Annotated in this window: 2 protein-coding genes; both read right to left on the reverse strand. The window is 51.6% G+C overall.

Annotated elements, in window-relative coordinates; genetic code table 11:
- A partial coding sequence (locus NI20_RS15525; protein ID WP_206538574.1) for a hypothetical protein occupies positions 1–183 on the reverse strand: 183 nt, incomplete at its 3' end.
- Between the two features lie 735 nt (positions 184–918).
- Complete coding sequence (locus tag NI20_RS0113480) at positions 919–1,356, reverse strand: Hsp20/alpha crystallin family protein (protein ID WP_033121904.1); 438 nt, start codon at positions 1,354–1,356, stop codon at positions 919–921.
- Between the last annotated feature and the right edge of the window lie 591 nt (positions 1,357–1,947).

Raw genomic sequence — 1,947 nt, forward strand, 5'->3', positions numbered from 1 at the left:
CAGAGACAGAGTCATGACCAGAGCCAGCACCATTGCGAGTAACTTTTTCATAGATGTTACTCTCCTTTCATAAATTTCCATCCTCTTGGAGCGCTCCGGCAGCGAAAAGCGGGCATTTTGCTGTTCGCGGGCGAAAATGAAAGTTGACCGAAAAAGTTGCAAAACATTTCGATTTTGTCGCATTTTTGACCGTTTTGCAGGAAAAATACGCGATTTTAGTCGCTATCGCATCCCCTTAAAGATGGTTCGTTTGTCAGAAAGGAGCAAGTTTCGGCGTTTCTCGGCTTACTTACCGTGGCATGCCGATCCCGTAACTAAGTCGGGAACGCACCGTTCCCCACCCTTTCTGCACTGTCACCTTACCACACCCAAAATTTCAAGTCAACGATTTCGCCCCATCTGTAACACACTTGTAACAAACCGCCGCTTCTGTTACAGCTTGACATAAAACCCCCGCTTTCGCCATTATCCGCCACCACATACATATAATATATAAGCACAGATATGAAAAAAGCGGCCTAAGCCGCTTTTAGTGATTTTAGACCCGCGCAGCGGTCAGGCGGCAAGAAATAATGTTCCGCGCCGCCGCGCGGGGAGCGAACTTTCCCTTTTCCAGCCGCGGCCCGCCGAAAAAAAGAAAAAGCCCGCTCATAAGAGCGGACTTTCGCCAATATTTTTTGCACGACCCCGTACAACCCAAAAAAATTTCGCACCCGCAGGCGCGAAATGATCTTGATCGTTTTTTGTCGCGACAGAAGGTGAATTGCCGCAAAGCGGCAAGAGAAGCCGCCCTGGGGCGTGTGCGTAACAAAAAAACACCTCTCACGCCGCAAACGTGCGCGCCTACGGCGCGTGCGCTGCCGCGGCGTGCAATCCAAAATCAAAAAAGGCGGCTTACGCCGCCTTTTTTGAAGTTCTTTACTGAATCTCGATCTGCTTCGCGTTCACCACGGCGCTCTTCTTCGGCATGTTCAGCTTGAGCACGCCGTCATTGTACTGCGCGGAGATGTCCGCGACCTCGACGCCGCTGATGTCGAACGCGCGCTGGTAGCTGCCGTAGCTGCGCTCGCAGCGGACGTAATTGCCCTTCTTGTCCTGATCCTCGTGCTCGCTGTGGCGCTCGGCGCGAATGGTCATCGTGTCGCCGTCCACATCGACGTGGATGTCCTCTTTCTTGAAGCCCGGCAGATCAGCTTCCAGCAGGTAGCTGTCGCCCTTGTCCTGAATATCGGTCTTAAACTCGCTCAGGCCGCGGCCCCACGAGCCGTCGCCGAAGAATGCGCGCTCCATCTGATCCCAGGGATCATAAGCCGCAACGTGGTTGTTTCTGCGTTCAAAAGGTCTCAGTTCAAACATAATACAAAGCCTCCAAATCTATTCGGGCGAGCCGCTCTTGCAGCCCGCGTGGTTTACATTTCTTTCGTTCCCCTCAGAACAATTTTGAGTATAGTCACGCCCTGTGAACAAAAATACATCTTTTGATGAACAAATCTTTAACTTTAGCACTCTTGCATCGAGAGTGCTAAAAATCGTGGTAGCTGCGGACCGCTACCAAACCGCTACCCGACCTTTCGCGCCCGCAAACCCTTGCAAAATCAGCCTTTTTTCGCCCCGCCAAAATCCCGTTTTCGGCAAATCGCTACCAAACCGCTACCCGCCGCGTCCGCAAGCCCTTGCGCGGTGGGCTTTTTCCGCGCCACTAAGGGGATGCGATATCCACCGAATTGAACGATTTTGCCTTGATTCTGCTGAATTTTTCTCATTTTCAATTGTTTTTGCAATAATTTGAGGATTTGCAAATTTTGGCAGCAACCACGGGAAAGCGGGAGAGACGGCGGGTGTTCGGCCGCGAGAAGATGGAAATTTATGAAAGGAGAGTAACATCTATGAAAAAGTTACTCGCAATGGTGCTGGCTCTGGTCATGACTCTGTCTCTGGCCGTCAGCG

This window comes from Oscillibacter sp. ER4, from assembly GCF_000765235.1.
In the GTDB taxonomy this organism is placed as follows: domain Bacteria; phylum Bacillota; class Clostridia; order Oscillospirales; family Oscillospiraceae; genus Hominicoprocola; species Hominicoprocola fusiformis.